At 71.9% G+C, this 22,875-nt stretch carries 20 protein-coding genes; 1 reads left to right on the top strand and 19 read right to left on the bottom strand.

From position 1 onward, the window contains the following. Positions 1 to 38 precede the first annotated feature (38 nt). The 7 genes from cmk to HDA40_RS42345 form a co-directional block, all read right to left on the bottom strand. The gene (cmk, locus tag HDA40_RS35895) at positions 39 to 692 is read right to left on the bottom strand and encodes a (d)CMP kinase (protein WP_253762315.1); all 654 of its coding nucleotides are present in this window, start codon (positions 690 to 692) and stop codon (positions 39 to 41) included. 389 nt (positions 693 to 1,081) lie between these two features. Further along, positions 1,082 to 2,305, bottom strand: a complete 1,224-nt coding sequence (locus tag HDA40_RS35890) for an MFS transporter (protein WP_253762314.1) — start codon at positions 2,303 to 2,305, stop codon at positions 1,082 to 1,084. A 72-nt stretch (positions 2,306 to 2,377) separates the two neighbouring features. Beyond that, on the bottom strand, positions 2,378 to 3,886 hold the full coding sequence (locus HDA40_RS35885; RefSeq protein WP_253762313.1) for a hypothetical protein: 1,509 nt from the start codon (positions 3,884 to 3,886) through the stop codon (positions 2,378 to 2,380). After that, positions 3,883 to 4,974, bottom strand: coding sequence for an FAD-dependent monooxygenase (locus HDA40_RS35880; RefSeq protein ID WP_253762312.1), 1,092 nt, complete (start codon positions 4,972 to 4,974; stop codon positions 3,883 to 3,885). Before HDA40_RS35880 ends, HDA40_RS35885 begins: the two co-directional genes overlap by 4 nt. Then, positions 4,971 to 5,711 (bottom strand): GNAT family N-acetyltransferase, encoded by a 741-nt coding sequence (locus HDA40_RS35875; protein ID WP_253762311.1) that lies wholly within the window; start codon positions 5,709 to 5,711, stop codon positions 4,971 to 4,973. The genes HDA40_RS35880 and HDA40_RS35875 overlap by 4 nt, the downstream gene beginning before the upstream one ends. Beyond that, entirely contained in the window at positions 5,701 to 6,330 is a 630-nt protein-coding gene (locus tag HDA40_RS35870) for a GNAT family N-acetyltransferase (RefSeq protein WP_253762310.1), read from the bottom strand. Before HDA40_RS35870 ends, HDA40_RS35875 begins: the two co-directional genes overlap by 11 nt. Before the next feature lie 4 nt (positions 6,331 to 6,334). Beyond that, complete coding sequence (locus HDA40_RS42345) at positions 6,335 to 7,300, bottom strand: GNAT family N-acetyltransferase (protein WP_253762309.1); 966 nt, start codon at positions 7,298 to 7,300, stop codon at positions 6,335 to 6,337. Between the two features lie 72 nt (positions 7,301 to 7,372). Here HDA40_RS42345 and HDA40_RS35860 point away from each other — a divergent pair, with 72 nt between their 5' ends. Continuing rightward, on the top strand, positions 7,373 to 8,011 hold the full coding sequence (locus HDA40_RS35860; RefSeq protein WP_253762308.1) for a pyridoxamine 5'-phosphate oxidase family protein: 639 nt from the start codon (positions 7,373 to 7,375) through the stop codon (positions 8,009 to 8,011). Here the strand turns inward: HDA40_RS35860 and HDA40_RS35855 are convergent. The 12 genes from HDA40_RS35855 to HDA40_RS35800 all read right to left on the bottom strand — a co-directional run bounded on the left by HDA40_RS35855 (position 7,999) and on the right by HDA40_RS35800 (position 22,874). Continuing rightward, on the bottom strand, positions 7,999 to 8,517 hold the full coding sequence (locus HDA40_RS35855) for an NUDIX hydrolase (RefSeq protein ID WP_275979757.1): 519 nt from the start codon (positions 8,515 to 8,517) through the stop codon (positions 7,999 to 8,001). The genes HDA40_RS35860 and HDA40_RS35855 overlap by 13 nt on opposite strands. A 35-nt stretch (positions 8,518 to 8,552) precedes the next feature. Beyond that, complete coding sequence (locus HDA40_RS35850) at positions 8,553 to 9,290, bottom strand: pseudouridine synthase (RefSeq protein ID WP_253762306.1); 738 nt, start codon at positions 9,288 to 9,290, stop codon at positions 8,553 to 8,555. Next, positions 9,277 to 10,128 carry an SMC-Scp complex subunit ScpB gene (gene scpB, locus HDA40_RS42650; protein WP_372503208.1) on the bottom strand — a complete coding sequence of 284 codons (852 nt, stop codon included), beginning with the start codon at positions 10,126 to 10,128 and terminating at the stop codon, positions 9,277 to 9,279. Before scpB ends, HDA40_RS35850 begins: the two co-directional genes overlap by 14 nt. 682 nt (positions 10,129 to 10,810) lie before the next feature. Continuing rightward, positions 10,811 to 11,962, bottom strand: coding sequence for a segregation and condensation protein A (locus HDA40_RS35840; RefSeq protein WP_253762305.1), 1,152 nt, complete (start codon positions 11,960 to 11,962; stop codon positions 10,811 to 10,813). Between the two features lie 28 nt (positions 11,963 to 11,990). Continuing rightward, a complete protein-coding gene (locus tag HDA40_RS35835) occupies positions 11,991 to 12,917 on the bottom strand; it encodes a ParA family protein (RefSeq protein WP_253762304.1) in 927 nt (308 codons plus the stop codon). A gap of 180 nt (positions 12,918 to 13,097) precedes the next feature. Next, positions 13,098 to 14,213 (bottom strand): alanine dehydrogenase, encoded by a 1,116-nt coding sequence (ald, locus tag HDA40_RS35830; RefSeq protein ID WP_253762303.1) that lies wholly within the window; start codon positions 14,211 to 14,213, stop codon positions 13,098 to 13,100. A gap of 289 nt (positions 14,214 to 14,502) precedes the next feature. Next, the gene (locus tag HDA40_RS35825) at positions 14,503 to 15,057 is read right to left on the bottom strand and encodes an NUDIX domain-containing protein (RefSeq protein ID WP_253762302.1); all 555 of its coding nucleotides are present in this window, start codon (positions 15,055 to 15,057) and stop codon (positions 14,503 to 14,505) included. Between the two features lie 9 nt (positions 15,058 to 15,066). Continuing rightward, positions 15,067 to 16,812 carry a CTP synthase gene (gene pyrG, locus HDA40_RS35820; protein ID WP_253762301.1) on the bottom strand — a complete coding sequence of 582 codons (1,746 nt, stop codon included), beginning with the start codon at positions 16,810 to 16,812 and terminating at the stop codon, positions 15,067 to 15,069. A gap of 175 nt (positions 16,813 to 16,987) precedes the next feature. Further along, positions 16,988 to 19,237 (bottom strand): hypothetical protein, encoded by a 2,250-nt coding sequence (locus tag HDA40_RS35815; RefSeq protein ID WP_253762300.1) that lies wholly within the window; start codon positions 19,235 to 19,237, stop codon positions 16,988 to 16,990. Beyond that, complete coding sequence (locus HDA40_RS35810) at positions 19,237 to 20,364, bottom strand: glycosyltransferase family 4 protein (protein ID WP_253762299.1); 1,128 nt, start codon at positions 20,362 to 20,364, stop codon at positions 19,237 to 19,239. The genes HDA40_RS35815 and HDA40_RS35810 overlap by 1 nt, the downstream gene beginning before the upstream one ends. A 39-nt stretch (positions 20,365 to 20,403) precedes the next feature. Continuing rightward, positions 20,404 to 21,960, bottom strand: coding sequence for a murein biosynthesis integral membrane protein MurJ (murJ, locus tag HDA40_RS35805; protein ID WP_253762298.1), 1,557 nt, complete (start codon positions 21,958 to 21,960; stop codon positions 20,404 to 20,406). 26 nt (positions 21,961 to 21,986) lie between these two features. Beyond that, positions 21,987 to 22,874: a hypothetical protein gene (locus HDA40_RS35800; RefSeq protein WP_253762297.1), complete on the bottom strand. Its 888-nt coding sequence runs from the start codon at positions 22,872 to 22,874 to the stop codon at positions 21,987 to 21,989. Between the last annotated feature and the right edge of the window lies 1 nt (position 22,875).

Genomic DNA, 22,875 nt, shown 5'->3' with positions numbered 1-22,875 from the left:
CTTGTCGAGGAGGTCTGCCCCTGGATTCCGGGGGTCGCTCACTTGTCGAGCAGGCGCAGCAGCTCGGCGACGACCTCGTCGATGCCCAGCTCGGTGCTGTCGAGGACGACCGCGTCGGCCGCCTGCTTGAGCGGGTCGGTCTTGCGGGTGGAGTCGAGGTGGTCACGGCGACGCAGGTCGGCGGCGGTCGCGGCGTGGTCGGCGGCGTGCTCGGCGCTGCGCCGGGCGGCGCGCGCGTGCTCGGACGCGGTCAGGTAGACCTTCAGGTCGGCGTCGGGCGCGACGACGGTGCCGATGTCCCGGCCCTCGACGACGATCCGGCCCGCCTCGGCGATGATCTTCCGCTGCAAGTCCACGAGCAGCTGGCGAACGGCGGGGACGGCCGCGACGGCGGAGACCGCCTTGGTGACCTCCTGCCCCCGGATCGGGCCGTCGACGTTGACGCCGTCGACGCTGATCGACGGAGCCTGCGGATCGGTGACGATCTCCAGGCTGGCCGCGCTCACGATCTTGTAGATGCCGTCCGGGTCGGTCAGCTGCGCGTCCGCCTGCAGCACTGCCCAGGTAGCGGCCCGGTACATCGCCCCCGTGTCCAGGTAGCGGGCGTCCAGCTTCGCCGCGAGCCGCTTCGAAACCGTCGACTTGCCCGACCCGGACGGTCCGTCCACGGCCACGACCACCGTCTGCGTCACGCCTGCCTCCCGCTCCCGCTCGCGGCCCGGCGCCGCTTCACCGTCCCATTCTGCCCGGTCCCGGCCGCGAGGTCCGCGTCAGGCCGCCGGAACGTGCCGGACATCTCCTCATGTCCCATTTTTGATACGCCGAAAGCAGTGCCCCGAGCCGGTCAGCCGCGTCCCACCGCCCCCGCCCTCAGCCGTCTCCCCCGCCCCGAGTCCCACCGCTCCTCCGCCCCGAGTCCCACCGCTCCTCCGCCGCGAGTCCCACCGCTCCTCCGCCCCACCCCATGATCGTCGGCAGCCGACATTCTTGGCCGTCGACGCCTCCAAGATCGTCGGTGGCCGACGATCGTGGGCGTTTTAGCGAGCTGATCGTCGGCCGCCGACGATCTTGCCGCCGTCGGTCAGGACGGGTGCTGGGCGAGGTCGGGGTCGGGACTCGGACGCGGGCGGGGTCCCGGGGTCGGCCGCGGACGGGCGGCGGCGAGCGTACCGGCGCCGACGGCGAGGGCCAGGAGACCGCCGAGCGGCCAGACCAGGGCCGGCGAGTGGGCGTACAGGGCGGTGCCGAGCGCCGGGCTCAACGTCATTCCGGCGATCGACGCCGCGCCGTAGAGGCTCTGGTACCGACCGGCCATTCCGTCCGGGGCGGCGTCGGCGGCGTACGCGGTCGCGGTCGGCTTGTAGAGCATCTCCCCCGCCGTCACCACGATCATCATGGCGACCGCCGCGATCAGGCCAAACCCCGTACCGAGCAGCAGATATCCGGCCCCGACGAGGAGGAAGCCGGCCCCGATGACGGCCACCGCCGAGTGCCCGCGCAGACGTGCCGCCAAGGCTGCCTCAGCGAGCACGATGAGCACGCAGTTGAGCGAGATGAGCAGGCCGTACGCGGCGGTCGGCTGGCCGTGGTCGCGCAGCCAGAGCGGCAGGACCGTGTACTGGAGCCGGTAGACGGTGTCGATGGCGACGATCGCGGCCAGCAGCGCGAGGATCGCGGGCCGGGCGCGCAGTGCCGCGATCATGCTGCCGCCGCCCCGGGTATGCGCGGTCGAGCCGGCCGGGCGTGGCACCCGCGCGAAGATGACGACCCAGAGGATCGCGCTGGTCACGGCGTCGAAGACGAACAACAGCCCGAAGTCGTACGCCGCGAACAGCGCCCCGAGCGGCGGGCCGACGATGGTGCCCGCGTTGGACACCGAGCGGGACAGGGCGATGCCGACCCGGCGCAGGTCGGCCGGGATGGTGGTGGCGACCAGGGCGCTGCCGACCGGCCGGTTGATCCCGCCGATGGCCCCGGCCACCGCGATCAGCACCGGCAGCGCCGCGATCGGCGTGATCGGCACGAGCGCGCAGCAGACGATCCAGCCGCCGACCGCGATCAGCATCGTGCGCCGCAGCCCGAACCGGTCGCCGATCCAGCCGCCGCCGAGGTTTCCGGCGATCACCCCGACCCCGTACGCCGCGGTGATGAGCCCGGCGGTCGGCGCGCTGACGCCGCGGTCGACGACGAGGTAGAGCGTCATGTAGAGCCAGGCCAGCGACCCGGCGGCGCTGACGAACTGGCCGATCATCAGTACGCGCAGCCAGCCGGGCAGACGGCGGATGGTGTGGACGACGTCGCGCACGGCAGCCTCCCCAGGCCTGGTCCCCCCGGAAACCGGAGTGAGTTCCCAATGGGAACTTACCAGACCGCGGGGCTACCGGGCCGCCCGCAGGTACGCGTTCGACAAGGCCAGCGCGGTGACGCTGAAGGCGACGCCCAGGTAGACCGGGAAGAGGTGTTCGAAGGAGGTGTATCCGATTCCCTTGTGGATGATGAGGGCCGGGGCGAAGCCGGCGGTGGCCGCCCCGGCGAGCGTCCACCACACCCACGCCTCGCCCCGCCGCCAGCCCCACAGGCTGAGCAGCACGATCGCCGCCGCGGTGGCCATCAGCAGCCCGCCGAACCCGGCCCGGTCGTGGGCGATGAACGGAGCCAGGTGCGGGTTCGCCGCGTCCAGGAACGCCGGATCGGTCCCCAGGAAGACCAGGTCGGTGTCGACGAAGACGCCGGTCAGCCCGACGATCGACACGGTCGCGCCGCCCGCGAACAGGCCGACGCCCGTGACGATCAGCAGCAGCTGCCCGACCAGCGCCCGGCGGCGTTCCGGTTCCGGGCCCTCCGGCGCGACCGTCCAGCGGGCGACCGCCGGCCGTCGCCAGGTGGCGAGCAGGAACATCGGGAAGAGCACGATCGCCAGCGCGGTGTGGAGCGGCTCGACGAATCCGGTGCCGAGGAAGTAGAGCAGCGTCGGGAAGCCGATGAGCCCGGAGACCAGGTACGCCGCCCGCGCCCACGGCCAGCCGCGCCGGATGCCGCCCCAGGCGAGCCCGGTGTAGAGGATGCCGATCGCCACCATGCCGCCCGCCATCGTGATCCGGTCGTGTTGCAGGAAGTGGGCGAGCCGGGCGTTCACAGCGTCCACATCAGACAGGTTCATGCCGAGGAAGTCCTGGTCGTACCAGAGCAGCACCGGGCCGAGCGTGATTCCCGCCGCGACGAGGCCGCCACCGGTCATGGCCAGGCCGACGATCAGCCCCCACACCCAGGCGTGCCACCGGCGCGGGTCGAGCCCGGCGTCGCGTACGCGGGGTGCGGGTTCGGTCGGCTGCCGGGCCTCGATCACCCGCTGGAACCAGCCCGGCCCGGCTTCGACCAGGACGGCCGGGGTCGCCAGCACGGTCGCCGACTCGTCGGCCAGGGCGGTCAGCGCCCCGGCGATCGACGGCTCGGCCAGGCGTACGAGGTCGGGCGGGTCGCCGACGATCACGCGGTCGACCAGCGGCGCGAGCTGCTCGGCCACCTCTGCCGTGGCGGCCCGGCCGATGACCTGGCACCGGCGGCCGGCCAGCGCCGCGCGTACGGCTGGAAGATCCGCGGCCTCGACGGGACCGATCTCGATCATCGAGGCCCCCTGCACCGCAAGCGCCCGAATCGCGTCGCGGGCCACGCTCACCGGCACGCTGGCCCCGAACCGGCCGGCCAGGTCAGCCGGGACCGCCGGGTGGTCGAAGACCGCCGAGACGGCCTTGGCCCCGCCCGGCAGCGAGACGAGCGTGGCCAAGCCGTGCAACGCGGCGCGCTGCGATCGGCGTACGCCCAGCACAGCGGACGCGAGCGGGCGCAGAGGATGATAGGTCCAGTCCGGCATGCGCCAGATGGTCACACATCCCAGCGCAGCACGGGGGCCAGCCCTCGCAAGGTCAGCGCGGGCGGGACCAGCCGGGCGACCAGATCCCGGCCCAGTACGCCCACCGGCGAAGCCAGTTGCCCGACCTGGCCCAGCCGCCGGGAACGCCGCACGATCATCTGCGTACGCCGTCGCCGCAGCGCGTCGTAGCGGGCCAGCCCGGTAGGCACGTCCGGCGCGGCGGTCACACAGCGGGCGAGCGTGACCGCGTCCTCCAGCGCCTGGCACGCGCCCTGTCCCAGGTTGGGCGTCATGGCGTGCGCGGCGTCGCCCAGGTACGCGACCCGGCCGCCGGCGAAGCTGGGCAAATCCGGCAGGTCGGTGATGTCATGGCGCAGCACCGCCTCCGGGGCGGTCGCCGCCAGCAGCGCCGGAATGGGCTCGGGCCAGTCGCCGAAGCGCCGCAGCAGCTCGGCGTACTCGCCGTCCGGGGAGCGTCCACCGGCCGGGACGGTGGCCGTGGCGAAGCAGTAGAACCGGCCGCCGGTCATCGGCGCGAAGCCGAACCGTTCGCCCCGGCCCCAGGTGACCGCGCCGTCGGCGGGCGCGTCGTACGCGTTGATCATCCGCCAGGCGGTGTAGCCGGCGTACCGGGGCTCGTAGCCGGGCAGCAGACGCCGGCGCAGCGTACTGGTGGCTCCGTCGGCTGCGACCACCAAAGGCGCGGCCGGCACGTCCTGGACCTCAATCCCCAGTTGGAGCACGCCGTCCGGCAGCGCGTCGCGCAGTACGCGTACCAGGTCCGCCCGATGCACGACGAGCATCGGATACCCGTACGCCCGGCTGATCTCGGCCGCCGACGACCGGGACAGCCAGCGTCCCCGACGATCGCGGATGCCGCCCCGGGCCTCGACGGCACCGAGCTCGAGCACCTGATCGGCGAGGCCGAGGGCGGCAAGCGCGCGGATCGCGTTCGGCCACAGCGACAGGCCCGCGCCGATCTCGGTGATCTGCGGAGCACGCTCCAAGACGCGTACGCCCCAGCCCGCACGATGCAGGGCGAGCGCCGCGGCCAGCCCGCCGATGCCCCCGCCGACGACGGCCGCCTCGCCGGGCGGCGTCATCGCGAGTACAGCGTGGACCGGAATCGGGGTTCGAACCCGGCGGCGAGGTAGATCCGTTCGGCGGCCGAATCCGGCTCGACCTGCAACGCCAGCCGCTCGTCACCCCGGGCGTACGCGTCCACCCGGATCCGGTCGAGCAGCTGGTTGGCGTAGCCGCGACGGCGGAACTCCGGCGACGTGGCGACCCCGTACACCCCGCAGACGCCGTCGGTCACGACGGTGAGCGAGACCGCCGCCGGTACGCCGTCGGCCCGCAGGACGTAGAAGGTCTGCGCCGGGTCGGTGGAGTTACGCCGGGCCTCCTCGATGAGGAACTCCCGCCACCAGGCGAGGTCCTCGTCGGTGTCGGCCGGCTCGGCGAAGCCTGCCGTCTGGACGGTCGCGAACGCGTCCACGTCGGCGTCGGAGGCGACGACCTCGATGGTGACCCCGTCGGGCAGCGTCGCCGCCGTGCCGGGCCGGACGGGGCAGTCCAGGTAGGACAATTCGCTCGACATGCGGAAGCCGAGGTCGGCGAGGCGCGGAGGCCAGGACTCGTCACTCCACGGAAAGAGGCGCACCGTGGTGGCCTCCGGCGGCACCTCGACATCGGCGATCAGGGGCGCCCACCAGGACAGGAAGTCGGCCCGGCCGACCAGCTCGATCGCCGCGCCCTTGCGGTGCAGGTCGCCCCGCTGGGCTCCCATGAAGGCGAAGTGGTTCTCCACCAGCGCGCTGAAGGTGACGTCAGGAAACAAGGAGGGCCTCCGCTCCGACCGGCTCGTACCCCGCGGCCAGGAACGCCCGCACCGAGGCGGCGTTGCCCGGGGCGATCTGCGCCCACACCGGCCGCTCCTCCGGTACCAGGTGCCGGGCGGCCAGCGCCAGCGTCCGGCCCAGCCCCCGGTCGCGGGCCTGCGGATCCACCTCCACCGCCACCTCCCAGCGTCCGGCCAGACCCCGGCCGACGATCAGGACACCCCGCCCGGACTCCGTCTCCCAGACGCGTACCTCGTCACGGTAGCGGTGCGCCCGGCGTACGCGTGGGTGATCGGAGTCGGACACCTCACGCAGCGTGAGTGGCGGCGGGCCAGGCAGGCGCACGGACATCATCACGATGTCGATGTTGTTCACGCGGCGCGTGAGCTTCTCCTCCAGCGCGCGCAGAAAGGGGGGGTTGAGCGGCGCGGACAAGTCCTCCTCGGGCAGTTCGCCCGCGACCCAGGCGGAGTCCACGTCGGCCGCGATGATCGACACGCCGGGGAAGGCGACGACCGCCGCCGCGCGGGGGCCGGGTTGCGGCGCGGTCAGATACCAGCGGTCGGCGGGAAGCCAATCCCCGGCCTCGACCTGGGCGATGGCGTCTGCGAGATCCATCGCGTCACCGTACGACGTCGCTCGCTCCCGCGGCGGCGCGGGGACGGCGGTAGCCGGAGGTCTTACCGGCCGGCGTGAAGCCGAGCGACGCGTAGAGCGCGGCAGCCGCCGTGTTCTCCTCGTTGTGGTTGACCGTCACCGTGGTCATCCCGTCGGCCGCCATCTCCCGCAGCGCGTACGCCATGACGGCCTTGCCCAGCCCCTGACGCTGGAAGTCCGGGTGCGTGCCGACCGGTTCGAAGTGGCCGAGCTTGTTCAGCGGATCGGTCCAGTAGACACAGAACGCGGCGATGCGGCCGTCCGGGGCGACCGCCACGATCTCGCGCGTGGGGTCGTAGCCGGGCTTGACCATCACCTCGGCGCGGTACTGCTCGCCGGTCCAGCTGTCGCCGAAGGCCCCGTTGTGGGCTTCCGCCAGCGCCTTGGCGTCCGCGAAGACGGCCGGGCGGATCTCGAACCCCTCGACCTCCCGTACCTCCGCCAGCAGCGGCTCGCCCACCTCCGGCAGGTCCTGCGGCGAGGGCAGGGCCAGCTCGTTGACGACGTCCCAGGTCCGGAAGCGCTCGAAGCCCAGCTCGGTCAGCAGCCCGGCCCGCACGGTGTCGCAGTCGAAGCAGTCGGTGAGCACGAACTCCTCGTCGTCGGCGGCCGCGTGCTCGGTCACGTACGCCGCATGCCGCAGCATCGCCACCTCGGCCGCCGTCCCGCGCAGCGCCGGCGCGGTGAACACGTCGAAGGCGCAGCCGAACCGCAGGTTGACCGTGATGCCCATGACGGAGCCGCGTTCCTCCCACACCTGCACGAGTTCGCCGATCGGGCGCCGGCCGCGCAGATTCTCGTAGATCCGGTGCGGCAGCTCGCCGACGTGGTCGTACGCGCAACGCCCCGCCAAGGCGATCCAGCCCGCGACGATGTCCTGCAACACCGGGAGGTCGTCGTCGGCGTACGGGCGTGGTTGGAGATCACTCACCCCCTTTGTGTACCAAAGTCCGACCCGATCGGCCGGGGAATTCGGGCAGGCCGCCCGGAGTAGGGTGTGATCATGACGCAGAGCGCGGAACTGATCGAGATCACGTCCCCCGAGGAACTGCGCGATCTGCTCGGGGCGCCGATGCCCCGAGCCGTGGCCAAGGAGCGGGCGGCCCTGCACCCGCGTGACCGGGATTGGCTGGCCGCCTCCCCGTTCGTCCTGGTGGCCACCTCCGACGCCGAAGGCAACTGCGACGTCTCCCCCAAAGGCGACCCAGCGGGATTCACGTACGTCATCGACGACCACACGATCGCGCTCCCGGAGCGCAAGGGCAACCGGCGGGCCGACGGCTTCCACAACATCCTGGCCAACCCGCACGTCGGGCTGATCTTCCTGATCCCGGGCCGCACCGAGACGCTGCGGATCAACGGCCGCGCGCGGCTCGTCCGCGACGCGCCCTTCTTCGACGAGATGATCGTCAAGGGACACCGGCCGCAGCTCGCCGTCGTGGTCGACATCGACACGATCTTCTTCCACTGCGCGAAGGCGTTCCTGCGCTCGCAGCTGTGGCAGGCCGAGACCTGGCACCCCGACGTGCTGCCCTCACACGCCTGCCTGGTCAAGGAGGTCCAGCCGACCCAGGAGACCCTGGCCGAGCTGGAGGAGTACTACAAGCCGGAGAACTACGGCAAGCAGCTCTACGCGGCCTGATCTCCGGCGGAGATCCGGGCCAGCGCGTTCCGGAGGACGCGGTCGACATCGGTGCCCCGCGGCGACGGCAGGTCGTCCACGGAGAACCAGCCCAGCGCCAATGACTCGTCGCTGATCCGCTCGGCCGCGCCCGCCGGGGCGTACATCAGGAACATCACGTCGTGGTGCAGCAGCCGCCGCCCGGCACAGTTCGGCACCTCGTGCACGTCCACGTCGACCGGCACCGGGTCCACGACCAGGTCCGCGATGCCGCCCTCCTCGGTGGCCTCGCGCAAGGCCGCCGCGGCCAGCGTCTCGTCCGTCGCGTCGACATGCCCGCCGAGCTGCACCCAGATGCCGAACTTGCGGTGCAGGCTCAGCAGGAACGCGTCTCGCTCGCGCGAGTAGACCAGCGCGCTCGCGGTGACATGCCCGCCGTCCCGCTCTCGCCGCAACGCCTCCGGCCCGCTCTTCACCAAGTCCAGAGTGGTACGCCAATCGGCCTGGCCGTCGTCGGCGGGCTGCATCTCAGTGAGCGCCGCCAGCGCGCTCTCATACAGACTCACTTGCCGTCGACCAGCTTGAACAGTGCCGCGACCTCAGCCGCGTTGAGCCGCCGGTGCCGCCCCGCCCGCAGATCGCCCAGCCGGATGGGCCCGATCGCCGTACGCACCAGCCGCGACACCGGGAAGCCGAGCGCGTCGAACATCCGCCGCACGATCCGGTTGCGTCCTTCGTGCAGGACGATCTCACAGAGCGCCGTGTTGCCGATCGCGTCGACCAGGCGGAACGAGTCGACCCGAGCCAGACCGTCCTCCAGCTCGACACCGGCCCGCAACGACCGGCCCACACTGCGCGGAAGCGGCCCGGCGACCTCGGCCAGATACGTCTTCGGAACCTCGTACGACGGGTGCATCAGCTTGTGCGCGAGCGCCCCGTCGTTGGTCAGCAGCAGCAGACCCTCGGACTCCTGGTCCAGCCGCCCGACGTGATAGACACGTACGCCCAGGTCGCCGATGTAGTCCGCGATGGCCTCCCGGCCCTCCTCGTCCGACATCGTCGAGACGACCCCGCGCGGCTTGTTCATCGCCAGGTACACCAGGCGGTTGTCGACGACGACCCGCTGGCCGTCCACGTAGATCTCGGCGGTCGCCGGGTCGACCTTGTCCCCCAGCCGGGCCACCTTCCCGTTGACGAGGACCCGTCCACGGTCGATGAGCACCTCGGACGCGCGCCGCGACCCGACTCCCGCAGCAGCCAGCACCTTCTGCAGGCGTTCCTGTCCCTCAGCGCTCGGCATCGGCGATCTCCTCGACGTTGTCGGGCAGGAAAGGGGCGAGCGGAGGCAGCTGGTCCAGCCCGTCGAGGCCCAGCTTCTCCAGGAACAAAGAGGTGGTGCGGTAGAGGTGCGCGCCCGAGTCGGGCTCGGCACCGCACTCCTCGATCAGTCCCCGGCTGACGAGCGTACGCACCACGCCGTCGCAGTTGACACCCCGGATAGCCGAAATGCGCGACCGCGTCACGGGCTGCTTGTAGGCGACCACGGCCAGCGTCTCCAGAGCGGCCTGGGTCAGCCGCACCGACTGCCCGTCCAGCACGAAACGCTCCACATAAGAGGCGTACGCGTCGCGGGTGTAGAAACGCCAGCCCCCGGCAGCGCGCCGCAGTTCGAAGCCCCGATTCTCCGCCGTGTACGCCGCCGCCAGCGTCAGCAGGGCGTCGGCGACCACCTCGGTCGGCTGTTCGAGCACCTGGGCCAGCATGATCTCGCCCACCGGCTCGTCGACGACCATCAGAATGGCCTCCAACGCCGAACGCAGCTCGCCCGGGTCCAACGCGGCCAGCTGAGTTTCCTCAGCCGCCGCCACCGCCGGCTCGGCCACCGCTGGCTCGGCGACCGCCGCCTCGTACGCACGGTTCGGCTGGGTGGGCACCACGGGCGCGCTGAGCTGCGGCGACGGCAGGATGTGCCGCGGTTCGGCGATAGGCTCAGCGTCGTACTTCGGCATCTCGACGAGCGCGGCAAGCCGACCGGCAGCAGCAGCGAACGCGTCCGCCGCATCCTCCGCGGCCGCATCCTCAAGCGCGTCCGTCAGATCGGCTGCGGGCTCGGCCGGCGCGTCCGTCGGCTCGGCCAACTGGGCAGCCGGTTCGGTGTAGTCGCCGGGCTCCTCGTCCGGAGCCTCGGGCTCGACTGCGATGTCCGGCAGCTCGACCGGTTTGGTGTGCTCGATCGGCGCCTCGATGTCGGCCCCAGCCGCGTCGTCGCCCCCGGCGTCCTCGTCGGTGTCGGCGTCTTCGTCGGACTCAGTGCCGGTGTCGGCGTCCTCGTCGGCCTCGGCGGGTTCCTCGGCCTGGTCGGCGACGGGCGCGACGGCTTCCTCCAGCGCGACGGCCTCGGGCACGTCGGCGAGGTCAGTCGTGTCGTCGCCAGGCACCTCGGCGAGGTCAGCCACGTCGCCGTCGGCCACATCAGCGTCACCTACGTCGGCGACGGGCACGACGGCCCGGGCCACGTCGGCATCGGCCACGTCGGCGTCAGCCGGGTCGGCATCGGCCACGTCGGCATCGGCCAAGTCGGCATCGGCCACGTCGGCATCGGCCACGGCGGCATCGGCCACGGCGGCATCAGCCGGGTCGGCGCGGTCGGCCGAGTCCGCTGGAGCGTCTTCGGGCGCGTCAAGACGGTCACCCGGCCGCTGCCACGGCGGCACCCAGCTCGCGGCCTGATCGGCGAGCGAATCCCGGGAAAAAGAACCATCTTGTGTCACTTTTGTAGCCTATCAGTCGTTATCGTGGGCTCTTCGAGCGCTTGATCGCTCAAGCGCTGGGCTGGCCGTCTTCGGCGTCGGCGGCGTCAGCAGTATCCGCGCCATCAGAAGCGTCCGCAGACGCGTCTACGTCCTCGGCCACATCCGCGGCGGCTGTCTCGGCCGAGTCTCCGGGCTCGCCGGAGTCGCCGGAAGGGGCGTCCGCCGCTGACTCGGGCGGGGCAGGGCTTCCGGCGTACTCGTCGAAGTCAAGCTCAACCCGCGCGCCGTCGGCGGCGATCCAGCGGACCGTGAGTTCCCCGAGCGGTTGGATCTGTTCAAAGCCGACCAGGTTCTCGCGGTACAGCTCGAGGAGCGCGAGGAACCGCGCGACGACCTCTAGTGTGCTCTGGCAATCGCTGACCAGTACGCGGAACGTGGCGATGCCCAGGGCCTCGAGCCGATCCCGGAGCGTCTCGGCGTGCTCGCGCACGCTGACCTTGACGTCGTGGATGTGGGCGATGGAGACCGTGGGCGGCGCGGGTTTGGGGCTGAACGCCTTGGCCGCGAGCTTGGCGAAGCGGTCGAGGCCGACGCCGAGCACGAGATCGGGCAGCGCCTCGGCGTAGCGCTCCTCCAGCGCGACCGCGCGGGGCCACCGGCGCTGGCCCAGTTCGGCCAGCTCGGAGAGGTGGGCCGCGGCCTGCTTGAACGCCCGGTACTGCAACAGCCGCGCGAACAGCAGGTCCCGCGCTTCCAGCAGGGCGAGGTCTTCCTCGTCCTCGACCGCCGCCGCCGGCAGCAGCCGGGCCGCCTTGAGGTCGAGCAGTGTTGCCGCGATGACGAGGAACTCGCTGGCCTCGTCGAGGTCCCAGTCGTCGCCGGCCGCCCGGATGTGCGCGATGAAGTCGTCGGTGACCTGGTGCAGCGCCACCTCGGTGACGTCCAGCTTGTGCTTGCCGATCAGCTGGAGCAGCAGGTCGAACGGGCCTTCGAAGTTGACGAGCTTGACGCTGAACCGGCCGCTGTTGCTGTCCACGACCGGAGTGTCGACCTCGAGCGGCGATGCACCGGCCTCGGCGAGTGGCGCATCCTCGACCGCGCCTCCGGCCGTCGGCCCGGCAGCGTCCTCGACCACCGACGCGACAGCACCCTCGTCCGCCGGCATGGCGCCCTCGGCCGCGGACAGGGCGGCATCGGTGGCAGACTCGGGCGCGTTCATACCGGAAAAATAGCAGCGGGCAGTCAGGTCAGCGCGCGGCCTGTGCCGCGATCACTTCGCGGGCGAGCTGCCGGTAGTTGCGCGCCCCGGACGAAGCCGGGTCGAGCGTGGTGATCGGCGCCCCGGCCACGGTCGACTCGGGGAACTTCACCGTCTTCGTGATCACCGTCTGGTACACCTTGTCGCCGAACGCCTCGACCACCCGCTGGAGCACCTGGCGGCAGTGGGTCGTCCGGGAGTCGTACATGGTGGCGAGGATGCCTTCGAGTTCGAGGTCGAAGTTCAGCCGCTCGCGGACCTTGTCGATGGTGTCCAGCAGCAACGCCACGCCCCGCAGGCTGAAGAACTCGCACTCCAGCGGCACCAGGACGCCATGGCTGACGGTCAGCGCGTTGATCGCGAGCAGACCGAGCGACGGCTGGCAGTCGATCAGGATGAAGTCGTATTCCTTGCGGACGTTGCGCAGCACCCGGGCCAGCGCCATCTCCCGCGCGACCTCGCTGACGAGCTGGATCTCCGCCGCCGACAGGTCGATGTTGGCCGGGAGCAGGTGCAGGTTGGCCACGTCGGTCTTGATGAGCACGTCCTCGGTCGCCACATCGTCCTGCATGAGCAGGTTGTAGATGGACAGATCGAGGTTGTGCGGATTGACCCCGAGGCCGACCGACAGCGCGCCCTGCGGGTCGAAGTCGACCAGCAGCACCTTGCGCCCGTATTCGGCCAGCGCCGCGCCCAGGTTGATGGTCGTCGTCGTCTTGCCGACGCCGCCCTTCTGGTTCGCCATCGAGATGATGCGCGCCGGGCCGTGCTTGTCCGTCGGCATCGGCTCAGGGATGTCCTTACGAGCCGTGTATGCCGAAGGGTCCGCTGGACCCAGATCCGCGCTGAGGTCCAAAGCGGACTGCTTGCTCTGCAACGTCGAGGACCAAGCCTCCGAACGCTCGCCGCCAGCCATATCCCGCCCTTCCCCTTACGACGCCTGCCGCCGTCAGAAGTCACGCGCCGTCGCTTGACTGTACGCCACCGCGGCCCGCCGCAGCGGGTCACATCCACGGCGTGTTGAAACGACACGCAAGTGGAGGCCACCCGAACCGAACGAACGATGCGGACCGTGCGGCCTCCAGGCGGGTGGCGCCTACTTCAGAACGTCCTCGAGCGGCAGCACGGTCAGCCCGTGCGCCTCGGCGACGGGGCCGTAGACGACCTGGCCGTCGTAGGTGTTCAGGCCCAGGGCCAGCGCCTTGTCCCGGCGCAGCGCCTCCTGCCAGCCGTGGTTGGCCAGCTCGATGGCGTACGGGAGGGTCACGTTGGTCAGCGCGTGGGTGCTGGTGTGGGGCACCGCGCCCGGCATGTTCGCGACACAGTAGAAAATCGAGTCGTGCACCCGGTACACCGGGTCGGCGTGCGTGGTCGCGTGCGAGTCCTCGAAGCAGCCGCCCTGGTCGATCGAGATGTCGACGAGCACGCTGCCCGGCTTCATCCGGCTGACCAGCTCGTTGGAGACCAGCGTCGGGGCCTTCGCGCCGGGCACCAGCACCGCGCCGACGACCAGGTCGGCGGCGAGCACGGCCAGCTCCAGCTCGTACGCGTTGGACATGACCGTCCGCACCCGGCCGTGGAACTGCTGATCGGCCGTACGCAGCCGGTTGATGTTCTTGTCGAGCAGGGTCACCTCGAAGCCGAGCCCGTCGGCGATGGTGGCGGCGTTCATGCCGGACACTCCGGCGCCGATGACGACCGCCTTCGCGGGGCGTACGCCGGGGACGCCGCCGGGCAGCACACCGCGCCCGCCCTGCGCCCGCAGCAGGTAGTGCGAGCCGACCTGCGGGGCCAGCCGGCCGGCGACCTCGCTCATGGGCGCGAGCAGCGGCAGCTGTCCGCCGGGCAGCTCGACCGTCTCGTACGCGATCCCGGTGACCTTCTGCGTGACGAGCGCGTCGGTGCACTCCTTCGACGCCGCCAGGTGCAAGTAGGTGAAGAGCACCTGGCCCGCCCGCATGCGGTGGTACTCCGGCTCGATCGGCTCCTTGACCTTGAGGATCATGTCCGCGGCGGCCCACACCTCGTCGGCGGTGGCCAGGATCTGCGCTCCGGCCGCGCGGTACTCCTCGTCGGTGATCGACGAACCGACGCCCGCCTGCGTCTCGACGACGACCTCGTGGCCGTTGCGGACGAACTCGACGACGCCGGCCGGGGTGATCGCCACCCGGTACTCGTGGTTCTTGACTTCGCGGGGGATTCCGACCTTCACCGTGATACCTCTCTGCGGGGCGCACGACACTGTGCGCAACACTGGCTGGCAGCAGCTCTCGCCGTCAGTGTATGGCCGCTCACCTGCACAGAGACCCGACGCGCTGTAATGCTCACAGCGGCCGGGCTTACAGGCTGTAGCTTCACGGTTCACACGTACCCGTGAATCGCGCTCGCCAATCTCACTCTGTGTGACCGGTTCCTCGGCGGGTGCAGATCACGGTTACGCATGCCTCCCGACGCTTCGGAGGCATGCGTAACCGTGATCTGCAGGGAACCAAGCGCGGGGGTTAGGCGCGGGAGCGCAGGACGGCGTCCGCGGCGAGCAGACCGGCGACGGCCGGCCCGTTCGTGATCTCCCCCTCGAAGATCATCTTCAGTGCGTCGGCCAGCGCGACGCGGCGTACCTCGATCTCGGCTTCCTCGTCGGCACGCTGGTGCAGCTCGGCGACCTCGCGCAGCTCGGTCGCGAGGAACAGCCGGATCAGCTCCGACGACGCGCCCGGCGTGGTGTGCAGGTCGACGAGGTGCTCGATCCGCCCGGCGGTCAGGTCGGCCTCCTCGGCCAGCTCGCGCTGGGCGGTCGCCGCCGCCTCCTCCCCCGCCACGTCGACCAGCCCGGCCGGCAGCTCCCAGAGGAACCGCCGGACCGGGTGCCGGTACTGCCGGACCAGCACGACGCGCAGCTCGTCGTCGAGGGCCACGACGCCGACCGCACCGACGTGCTTGAGGTAGTCGCGCGGGGCGACTCCGCCGCCGGGCATCTCCACCAGGTCGGTCACGACGTCGAAGATCTTGCCGTGAAAGCGCTCGGTCGTCTCGACGACCCGGTATTCATGCGTCACGAAGTCAGGCTACGCGTCCGCGTCCAGCTCCGTGCCGTCCGACGTCCTCGCCTTCGCCGGTACGCCCACCGGCAGCCGGTCGGCGTCGGCGTACGCCATGGCCGCCCGGACGAATCCGGCGAACAGCGGGTGCGGCCGGGTCGGGCGGCTCTTCAGCTCCGGGTGCGCCTGGGTGGCCACGAAGTACGGGTGGATCTCGCGGTCCAGCTCGACGAACTCGACGAGCTTGCCGTCGGGGGAGGTGCCGCTGATCCGCAGCCCGGACTCCTCCAGCTTGCCCCGGTACGCGTTGTTCACCTCGTAGCGGTGCCGGTGGCGCTCGGAGACCGCGGTGCCGCCGTAGACCTCGGCGACGATCGAGCCGGGCCGCAGCTCGGCCGGGTACGCACCCAGCCGCATCGTGCCGCCCATGTCCCCGAGGCCGGCGACGATGTCCTCCTGGTCGGCCATCGTGGAGATGATCGGCTCAGGGGCGGTCTCGTCGAACTCCAGCGAGTTGGCGTGGGCCAGTCCGGCCAGGTTCCGGGCGACCTCGATGGTCATGCACTGCAGGCCGAGGCACAGCCCCAGGGTCGGGATCCGGTTCTCCCGGGCGTGCCGGATCGCGCCGATCTTGCCTTCGATGCCGCGTACGCCGAAGCCGCCGGGGATGACGACGCCGTCCACGCCCGACAGCGCCTTGGCCGCGCCTTCGAACGTCTCGCACTCGTCGCTGGTGACCCAGCGCAGTTTGACCTTGGCCCGGTGGGCGAACCCGCCCGCCCGGATCGCCTCCGACACCGACAGGTACGCGTCGGGCAGGTCGATGTACTTGCCGACCAGCGCGATGGTCAGCTCCGCCTCGGGGTTGTGCACCCGGTCCAGCAGGTCGTCCCAGCGGGTCCAGTCGACGTCGCGGAACGGCAGGCCGAGCCGGCGCACGACGTAGACGTCCAGACCTTCGCGGTGCAGCACCTTCGGGATGTCGTAGATGCTGGGCGCGTCGGCCGCCGAGATGACCGCCTCGGCGTCGACGTCGCAGTACAGGGCGAGCTTGCGCTTCATGCCGTCGGGGATCTCCCGGTCGGACCGGCAGACCAGCGCGTCGGGCTGGATGCCGATGTTGCGCAGGGCGGCGACCGAGTGCTGGGTCGGCTTGGTCTTCAGCTCGCCCGACGGCGCGAGGTACGGCACCAGCGAGACGTGCAGGTAGAACACGTTCTCCCGGCCGACGTCGTGCCGGATCTGCCGGATGGCCTCCAGGAACGGCAGGCTCTCGATGTCTCCGACGGTGCCGCCGACCTCGGTGATCACGACGTCCGGCGTACGCCCGTCCTCGTCGGGGTCGGCCATCGCCCGGATGCGGGACTTGATCTCGTTCGTGATGTGCGGGATGACCTGGACGGTGTCGCCGAGGTACTCGCCGCGGCGCTCCTTGGCGATGACCGCCGAGTAGATCTGGCCCGTCGTGACGTTGGCCTTGCCGGACAGGCTCCGGTCCAGGAAGCGCTCGTAATGGCCGACGTCGAGGTCGGTCTCCGCGCCGTCGTCGGTCACGAAGACCTCACCGTGCTGGAACGGGTTCATCGTGCCCGGGTCCACGTTGAGGTAGGGGTCCAGCTTCTGCATGACCACGTGCAGGCCACGTGCGGTCAGCAGATTGCCGAGGCTGGAGGCGGTGAGGCCCTTGCCCAGGGAGGAGGCGACACCCCCGGTGACGAAGATGTGCCGCGTCGGCTGGTTTGTCGACAGGTTCGTCCGTGCAGAAGGGCTCACTACCCGCTCCCGTGGTCGGTGTTGAAGTTAAGTCCGAACGTGCGGTTGGTGATCACTGCTGGAGATGAACGCAGCATGAAAAGACCGCATGATCCACGGGATTTCACCCTAACACCTCGGAGCCCGCTCACCGCTTAGGAGGACGCAGATCACACCCTGGGGTGTCGCATCCGTGTCACGGTACGACCCCGGAGAAGGCCTCTTGCTCCTGGGCGATCGTCCGATCGTCGGCGTGTTCGCGTACGCGCAGGGCGCCCAGGGCCACCAGCGGCACGACAGTGGCCGCGGCCGCGCCCGCGACGTTGAGCGCCGCCCCGCCGAACAGGCCCGCCAGCACCGTGGCGAGGGCGACCCCGGTCAAGGCTGCCCGGACGGCCGGATAGACGCCGAACAGCCGTTTGAGCCCGCCCCAGGGCTGGAGCAGCGCGAACCAGACGAAGCCCGCCGAGCCCAGGGCGAGCAGGGTGAGCGGCGTGTTGGCGAACGCGGTGATGTTGGACTCGCTGAGCCGATGGAGGGTGGGCCCGCCGGTGCCGTCGGCGATCTGGCTGAGCATCCGGCCGAGGCTGCCCCGGTCGGCGACCGGGCGGCGCAGGTCGATCAACGCGAACACCACCGTCACGGCGAGTCCGGCGGCGGTCGCCCAGACGACCCGGTTCAGCGTCAGCCAGCCGCCGGTGCACACGGCGACGGCGAGGCAGACCCCGGCGGTCAGCGCGAGCGCCCCGCCCGCGTCCGCGCCGAGGAACGGGTCGCCGACGACCACGACCGCCACCCCGCCCACGATGGCGATGAGCCAGGGCCGGCGGTGCCGGGGCGAGATCTGGGCCAGGCAGCCGGTGGCGAGCAGGACGCCGGAGATGAACACGCCCAGCCCCACGACCCCGAGCCCGGCGTACCGGCCGCCTTCCAGGGCCGAGTAACCCGCGACCCCGTTGAGCTGGAGCCGTGCGCCGGTGGCCAGGTCGAGCGCGACGACGGCGGCGGCGAGACCGGCGACGACGCCGACCGGGCCGAGCGTGCGCCGGTACGCGGGCAGCAGCACCGCGACGAGGCTGACGACGACCATCCCGGCGACCGTCAGGGCCCAGAAGACCAGCCCGGCGTGCGAGGAGCGCCACCAGGGCGCCATGCCGGCGGCGAAGGCGGCCGGGATGGCCGAGGCCGAGGCGATGAGGGCGATCTCGGCCCACTTCGTCCAGAACGGCTCGGGTCGGCTGGGCGCCTTGCGGCGCATCCATTCCGGCAGCGGCAACGCCTTCTGCGCCCGCCCGGCCCGGGTGTAGGACCGGCGCATCGCCCAGGCCAGCATCGTGTACAGGGCGAGTTGGACGACGGCGAGCAGGCCGAAGAACCAGCCCGTGATGCCCCGTTGCGCCTTGGCCTGCGCGTCCGCCTGCGCCGGTACGCCGATCGCGCTGGCCAGATCGGCCGGGCGGCCGTCCGCCGGGACGGCGACCGAGCCCCGGAACAGCTTCGCCGGCGCCGGCCGCCCGAGCACGTGCAGGATCGTCGGGGCCAGGTCGATGAGCTGGATGTAGCCGTTGCGCCCGGTGCCGGCCGAGGTGAGCCACCCGGAGTCCCAGCCGGGGCCGTCGAAGACGGCGACGTGCAGGCGCTGGTCGGTGCTGGTGTCGGAGATCCCGGCGACCATGACCGTGCTGCGGGCGGGCCGGGCGGCCAGCAGTTTCGCCAGCTGCGCGTCGGCGGCGGCGGCCTGGGTCTTGCGGTCGGCCGTCTCCTTCGCGTCGACCGTGCCCAGGTCGGCGACGGTCAATACGCACGAGGCCAGCAGGTCGGTCAGCTTCGCCGGATCGTCGGGCAGCCCGGGTTCGTAGCGGTCCACCCGGTCGTAGGGGCGTACTGCGGCGATCGCGCCGCCGACGCCGACCGCCACCGTGCAGCGCACGGAGTTCGGCAGGGCGCTCGGCACCGCGCCCCACGGGTTCTTGCCGTTGTTGAAGATCACCAGCCGTTGCTCGTCCGGCGGCAGCGACGCGCTCTGTTTGTCGCGCCCCCGGATGACCTCCTGCTCCAGCTGCGGGCACTCGCCGGACACCTTGGGCGGGTTGGCGGCCAGACTCCGGTACGCGTAGTTCCCGGCGCTCAACGTGGTCCAGCCGTCGGCCGGGCAGGTCGGGGTGACCGCCGAGCGGACCGACATCGAGCCGATCGAGCCGTGCTCGGCCAGCTTCCACAGCGTCGGCGTGCTCGTGGCGTCCAGATCTTCCCAGCGCAACCCGGGTACGCCCGCCACGATGACGTAGTCCGCCCGGGTGTCGGGATCGGCGTCGCCGTCGGCGGCGGCGAGCGGTCCGGCCGCCGATGCGACCGCGGCCGACTGGGCCGGGCTTATCGGGGCGAATAGGGCGGCGATCAGCGCGAGGAGCGCCACCAGCACGCTCCTCGTCCGGGCCGTCCGCATCAGTCCAGCTCCTCGGCTACCGGTGTCCGGTCGGCGAGGTCGGCGTACAGGTCGAGCAGGCGGCGCAGCATGTCCACAGCGTCGGGCCAGGTCGCGGCGCGTTCCCGGCCCAGCTCGGTGAGCTGCGCCCGCCGGTCGGGATCCCCGAGGAGATCGACGATGGCGGCCCGGATCGCCTCGGCGCTGCCGGGCTCGATCAGCACGGCGGCGTCGCCGACCAGCTCCGGCAATCCCCCGACGCCGGTCGTGATCAGCGGCAGCCCGCCCGCGAGCGCCTCCTGGGCGAACAGCTGCCGGGCTTCCCAGTCGCTGCTGACCACGGCGACGTCGGACGCCGCGATCAGCTCGGGGACGTCGTCGCGGTGGCCGAGCAGGCGTACCGGGGCGTGCTCGGCCGAGATCTGCGCAGCAAGATCTAGATAGGACGGCCCGGTCCCGGCGATCACCACGGTCGCGCCCGGCACCTCCGTCCGCAGCTGAGCGGCCGCCTTCACGAGCAGGTCATAGCGTTTCTGCGGATGCAGGCGGCCGACCGAGAGAATCACCGGCGCGTCGGCGGCCACACCCAGCTCCGCGCGTACCCCCGCCCGGGAGCGATGAGCCGCGGCCCGCACCGGTGCGGCGACCTCCCAGAGGCGCGCGTCGGCCGCGCCCGCGGCCTTGGCCCGGTCGACCAGGTCGGTGGAGGCGCCGAGGTTGACCGTCGCCGCGCGGGCGACGATGCGTTCGAGCATGGCGTGCACGCCACCGCGGACCCCGCCGCGCAGCGGGGCGTTGTGCCAGGTCACGACGGTGGGCTGGGGCGGCCGGGCGAGCGCCACCGCGAAGCCCGCGCGCAGCCCGTGGGCGTGCACGACCGCCGGGCGCACGGCGGCCAGGACGCGGCGCAGCGAGCGCACCGCCCGCAGGTCGCCGGGGGTCGGGTTGGCGGGGATCTCCACCGGGATGAACTGCGCGCCGCGCTCGGTGAAGCCGAACCGCGCCTCGGTCATGGCCGGTCCGATCACGGTCACCGCACAGCCGGCCTGAGCCAGCCCGCCGGCCAGCGCCGCGACGTGCTGCCCGATGCCGCCGGTGCTGGTCGCCAGCACCAGCGCGACCGCGCCGTGGAAGTGCTGCTGTGCCACCGTCCACCCTTCCCCTGTGCCCCGTCGTCGCCCGTGCGATCAGCGCCGGGCGAACCGGCGGGCCAGCGCCCGCACGTCACCGCCGGCCAACGGCAGCAGCACGGCCACGAAGACCACCACCACGACCGCCCCGGCCGCCACTCCGAGGCCGATGATCGCACCCACCCCCGACGGAAGTCCGCCGGCGAGCCGACACACGCCGTTGCCCGCCGCCGCGCCCACTGCCGCTGCGAGAAGTCCGGCGGCGGCGGCCCGGGTCAACCTGGGCATTGTCGCACCGGTGCGCCGCAGCACGATCACCAGGACCAGGCCCAGCACGGTCAGCCCCACCGAGGTGCCCAGCCCCAGCGCGGCGACCCGGGCGGACTCGGGCAGGACCGCGGCCAGGATCGGCATGGCGACGGCGGCGCTGCCCCAGCCCAGGCCGAAGGCGATCGCGGCGGCTCGCTGGCCGCTGCGGGCGTACAGCGCGCGGCTGAGCAACGCCGCCAGGCCGTAGCCCAGCAGTCCCGGCGCGAACGCGGCGATGCCCCAGGCCAGCGCGGTCGGATCGGCGCCCGCCGACAGGAACGCGGCCGCCGGTCCGGCCACCCCCGCCAGCAACGCGACACCCAGGCAGCTCAGCAAGGTCACGGCCCGCGCGGTGTTCGCCAAGGTCTGGTTGTACGCCGAGAGCCGGCCGGTCGCCGCCGATTCCGCCAGCGCCGGGTACGCCGCGGTGGCCGCCGGGACGGCGAGCACCGCCCAGGGCAGCAGGAACACGGTCTGCGCGACGGTGAACACGAGCGCGGTGCCGTCCGCCTCCGTGCTGTTGGCCAGCCGCAGGGCCACGATCAGGGCCAGCTGCTGGAACGCCACGGTGAGCAGGCCGCTGGCGGCCAGCCCCTTCACGTCGGGGTGGTCGATCTGCCAGGAGGCGCGCAACGTCAGCCGCAGTGATCGAAGCGGGATGAGCAGGCAGCCGCTGAGCACCACCACGCCCAGCGTCGTGCCGATCGCCAGGATCAGCACCCCGGTCCGGGACGCCTGCGCCAGATCCGCCCGCGCGCCGTCATGCGCCGCGAACAGGGCGTACGCCGTGATGACCACCAGGCTCGACAGCAGCGGGGCGATCACCGGCCAGGCGAACTTCCGGTGCGCCTGCAGTACGCCGATGAGCACCACCCCGACCCCGTAGAGCGGGATCTGGATCGCGAAGATCCGCAGCATGAGCGCGCCGGTTTCGTACTGCTCTGGCGTCCAGTCGCGCCCGGCGACGAGCCGGATGACCCAGTCCGCGCCGACGGCCACCACCACGGCCAGCGGGACGAGGCCGGCCAGCACCCATGTGAGCAGCGCCGACGCCGTACGCGACACCGCCCGCACGTCGCCGTTGGCGACCGCGCCGGCCAGCAGCGGCACGACCAGTGCCGCCATCGCACCGCCGGCGACGATCTCGAAGATGATGTTGGGGATGGCGTTGGCGCTGGCGTACACGCTGCCGAGGTCGGTCTGGCCCACCGAGAGGGTCAGCACCCAGGTCCGGGCGAACCCGACGACGCGGCTGACGACGGTGAGCACCGCGATGAGGGTGGCGGCGCGGGCTATTCGGCTCATGTGGTCGTGGCTGCTACTCGTGTCCGCTAGGCGTCGGCTTTATCAGGTGCATCCGCTTTATCAGGATCATCGGCTTTCATCCGGCCGAACGCGTCCAGCTCTCGCAGACCCGGCGTGCCCTCGATGACCTTGGTGAAGCTGACCTTCTCGCTCGCGGCGGTCAGCCCGGCCAGCACCGCCAGCGCGGCGAACCGCCCCACCGGCCCGGTACGCGCGGCGTACGCCGTCCCGAGCAGCGCTCCGAGGGCGTTGGCACCACAGTCGCCGAGCATCGTCTCCTCGGCCAGATCCGGCTGCAGGCTGCCCGTCACCGCCCCGAGCGGCCCGGCGACCATGGTCCCGGCCTTGCCGGAGGCCAGCGGCGTACCGACGATCACGCCGGCCTTGAGCGCCCGCCCGGGACGAAGGTCGAGCAAATTGAACAGGTTGGCGGCACCCGCGATCACTCCCGCCCCCAGGGCGGTGTCGATCACGGTGGTCACCGCGCCCCGGCCGCGCGACCGCGTCAGCAGCGCCGAAGCGGCCAGCCCGGCCGCGCCCACCCCGGCGATCTTGACCAGGCCGCTGGTGACCCGGCCCTGCTTCAGGGCGCCTAGATGACCGCGGAAACCCTTGGCCTTGTGCTCCGGGCGTACGCCGACGACGTCGTCGTAGAAGCCGACCGCGCCCGACCCGAGCCCGGCGACCAGCGCCGCGGTCGCGGCCCGCCCGGTCGGTGCGCCCGCCGCACTCGTCACGGCGGCGCTGACCGCCAGCGCGGGGCCGCCGGCGAGGTTGACCGTGCTCCCCCGGAAGTTCTTCCGCTCGAGATCCTTCGACAGGCTCGAAGCCCGCAGCGCGCGCTGAATGCCCTGCGCCGCCACCGCACCCGCACCGGCCAGCGCCAGCCGGCCCAGCATCCGCCCGACTCCCATG

This window comes from Hamadaea flava (assembly GCF_024172085.1).
Taxonomy (GTDB): domain Bacteria; phylum Actinomycetota; class Actinomycetes; order Mycobacteriales; family Micromonosporaceae; genus Hamadaea; species Hamadaea flava.
This window is presented reverse-complemented; position numbering and strand designations above follow the sequence as displayed.